The 3,386-nt window shown below is 62.6% G+C and carries 3 protein-coding genes; all 3 read right to left on the reverse strand.

The window, feature by feature from the left end:
* Window positions 1-515: 515 nt before the first annotated feature.
* From mphR(A) to QMN38_RS26375, 3 genes are read right to left on the reverse strand one after another with little or no spacing between them, the layout of a single operon-like run.
* The gene (gene mphR(A), locus QMN38_RS26365; protein WP_001137892.1) at window positions 516-1,100 is read right to left on the reverse strand and encodes a macrolide-binding transcriptional repressor MphR(A); all 585 of its coding nucleotides are present in this window, start codon (window positions 1,098-1,100) and stop codon (window positions 516-518) included.
* Window positions 1,100-2,338 (reverse strand): phosphorylated macrolide efflux MFS transporter Mrx(A), encoded by a 1,239-nt coding sequence (gene mrx(A) / locus QMN38_RS26370; protein WP_000004159.1) that lies wholly within the window; start codon window positions 2,336-2,338, stop codon window positions 1,100-1,102. Before mrx(A) ends, mphR(A) begins: the two co-directional genes overlap by 1 nt.
* On the reverse strand, window positions 2,335-3,240 hold the full coding sequence (locus QMN38_RS26375; RefSeq protein WP_000219391.1) for an Mph(A) family macrolide 2'-phosphotransferase: 906 nt from the start codon (window positions 3,238-3,240) through the stop codon (window positions 2,335-2,337). Before QMN38_RS26375 ends, mrx(A) begins: the two co-directional genes overlap by 4 nt.
* Window positions 3,241-3,386: the final 146 nt, after the last annotated feature.

Consider the following 3,386-nt stretch of genomic DNA (forward strand, 5'->3'; position numbering starts at 1 on the left):
ACCATTTCGCAGCAGCCGCCTGATCGGCGCAGAGCGACAGCCTACCTCTGACTGCCGCCAATCTTTGCAACAGAGCCCGCCGTGCTAGTCTGCTCGGTGATGGTGGAGTGAAGCCAACCCGCAATCGGGTTATGAATCTGCATCGCGATTCGCAATCAGCTGTCTCTTGAGCATGTCGAACTCCTGCGATGTTATCTCGCCGTGCTCGTGCTGCTACACCAACTTGTCCAACTCATCCGCCACACCGCTCCCCACCACCTGCGATGGCCAGGTTGTTTGCTGGGCGCATTGGCGGAGTATCGTCTCGACCCGGGACACCCACACCGGCACAACCTTACGGGAGTGATTCACTGTCAAAGAATCGGCCCGGTGCTCTGACGCAAGTATCGGGATGGTCACCATTTGTAAGCCGTAGACCTGAGTGGTGATCAAGACTTCGATACCACCGACCGTACCGGTACTAATCGACGACGGTCGTGTTCGTCGCCTGCCGCAGGGACTCTGCACACCTCCGTTTACGCATGTGCCTGGAGGAGTTGGAAATCGTCGTGTTCGGGAAACATTAAACACAGGATGGCAGCGATCTGAGCCAGCACATGATCAGCTAGCTCACCATCCGGATCGACGGCCCACTGCATCGTCGCGCCAGCGATGACCGAGTGCAGGAGCAACTCAGCTGCCGCAGGAGCACCTGGGGGCAGTCGCTTGCGGATCCCCTCCACCACCGCGCGGTTCCGCTGGATCGCAAGCGTGCGTAGCTCCGGCACCTGGAGCTCGTACCAGGAGATGAGATAGTTCACCGAGAAGTCGTTGCGAGTGTTCATGCTCCGAACGAGCACCTGCAAAAATTCCCAGAGCCCTTGCGGCCCTGCGCCTATCGGTATCGCATTCAGGTAATGCCGCACCTGCTCGACGCCGCGCTCCATCATCCTCACCAGCAGCGTATCGCGGTTGGTGAAGCGCTGGATTAACGCTGCGCGGGAGAGCCCCACCTCCTTTGCTACTCCGCTGAGCGTGAACTCTATGGGACCGCAACGCTTCAGCACTACGGTGGCGGCCTCGAGTACCTCGTCATCGGACTTGAGCTTGGGGCGGGGCATCAGTGTTCACCTTCTGTATGGGTTGGGGCGGAGGCTGTGGCTGCCGCCGCCATTGTAGCAAATTGAAGACGGAGCGAGAGTAGAGCCACGAGCCCCGCAAACACGGCCGATACAACGAGGCCAGGGAGCGGACCAGCAAGGTCGACAAACGCGCCGGCCGCAAGCATAACCATGGGCGAGGCTGACAGCATCACCGCCGAGACCGTGCCGAGTACCCGGCCGAGAAGTTCTGGCGGCGTGCGGTTGTAGATGGCAGCGTTGAGAATGGGAGAGACTGAGCCGGTCAGCAGTCCCACGAGCGCGCCCAACAACATCAGCACCGGCACGCCTGGCAACTGTGAAAGCAGAAGCGAGCCCACCGCAGAGCCACAAAATGCCACCGCCAGCCAGTTCTGCGCTGATATCCGGGCGCCGACCGACGCATGAATGGCAATGCCAAGGAGACCACCAGCCCCCATCATTGAGGAGAACAGCCCGAGCTCTGCTACTTGGCGTCCTGCATCTACAAACAGCGCAGGCATGATGACGCTGCCGTTGGCGCCAACGATGCCCACGAAGATCATCACTATACCAAAGAGAGGGCGCAGCAGGGGTTCGCTCCAGAGAAAAGCGACGCCGGCGCGCATGGAGAGAGTCGCCGTCGTGGTCATCGTCCGAGCGGCACGCGCGGGAAGCACCCACGCGCCGAGCAGACCTGCAAGGACGGAGCAGAACGCCGTCAGCCCGAGCGTTGGCGCAGCGCCAAGCAGGCCGATTGCGGCCCCCCCAAGGGCCGGGCCACCTAGAATCGCGACGTTCCCGATCACCGCTTTCAGTGACGAGACGCGCTCAACGGAGAGCCCGGCGACGTGGCCGAGTTTGGGCAGCTCACTGTCCTGCGCGGCCATACCGGGTGCGTCGAACGCGGCACCGAGCACCACGCAAGCGATCAGCCCAGTGTTCGAGAGGGCGCCAACGGCATCGAGCAGTGGGATGCTCGCCATGGCCACGCCGCCCACCACACCCGAGATCAATGCGACGGGCGCGCGCCCGAACCGATCGACGAGGCCACCACCAACCCACGCGCCGATGATGGTCGCGATGACGCTGCTAGCGGCCGTGGCGCCCGCCCAGGCCGCGCTCTTTGTATGAGACAGGACGAACCATGGAAGCGCGAGGGCCGCCACCGCGTTGCCGATCCGGAAGAGAAAGGTCGCCGCGAACAGCGTCGCGAGCGGGCTATATCGACGTTCGCTCATTCCGCTGCGGCGAGCTGCGCCTTCGCCGCAGCGAGGTACTCTTCGTTACCCGAGTCGAGGGCGAAGAGTGCGTAGGTGACCGCCCCGAACGCAAGGCGCTCCGCGATGTGGTGGGCGAGCCGCGGCCACACCCGGCCACCGGCCGCTTCATACGTGAGGAGGAGCTTCGCGAGCCCCTCTTCACCAAAGACCATAAGGTGCGCGGCCATGTCGATGGCAGGGTCATCAACGCGGGCCTCGCTCCAGTCGATCATCCCGCTGACGCGCTCCGTGTTGTCGATGAGCACATGGCCCACGTAGAGATCGCCATGCACCACCACGGAGAAATCTGGCCACGACGAATCGTCGTCGAGCCAGCGCTGCCACCGGTGGAGGCGCTTGTCGTTCACCACGAACTCGCGTCGGACGCGGTCAACGTCGTCGGCCACCTTCTGACGGGCCTGCGTCGGTGTACGGATGAGCATCCCCGCATCCACGGCGGCGGAAATGGGGACGGCATGCAGGGCGGCGAGCGCGGTCGCGAAGCTCTCCGCGAAGACCTCCGAGTCCTGCGGCACGACCCAGTCGGGCGTGGACGAACCAGGCTGGATGACCATCGCAGTCGAGTCTTCGAGCATGGGATAGGCAACGAGCTCGGCGTTGGCCACGCGCCAGTCCGGCACCGCGAACGGCAGGCGATTCTTGAGCATTGCCAGCACCCGCGCCTCTGGTTCGACCTTCGCGCTTACCTCGGCTCGGCGCGGGATGCGCAGCACCCACCGACGTCCATCGTCGACGGTGGCGATCACGATCCTATAGTCGAGCCCAAGCTCATTGACAGTCAGCGGGCCATGGAGCTTGAGCCCATGTCGGGCTGCAAGTGCGTACAGTTGGGAGGTATCGGCGGTCGTGACTACGGTCATGATTCACTCCTGAGGGCTTGACGGGTTTAGCCACCTAAATGTAACAGTCACGTCGGTTATATTCAATCCGGCACTGTTGCAAAGTTAGCGATGAGGCAGCCTTTTGTCTTATTCAAAGGCCTTACATTTCAAAAACTCTGCTTACC

It is taken from the genome of Citrobacter sp. R-1.5.2, from assembly GCF_035064245.1.
GTDB lineage: Bacteria > Pseudomonadota > Gammaproteobacteria > Enterobacterales > Enterobacteriaceae > Citrobacter.

Excerpts from the sequence above, each read along its gene's own strand:
- QMN38_RS26375 (WP_000219391.1), bottom strand. The coding sequence starts at position 3,240 with ATGACCGTAGTCACGACCGCCGATACCTCCCAACTGTACGCACTTGCA.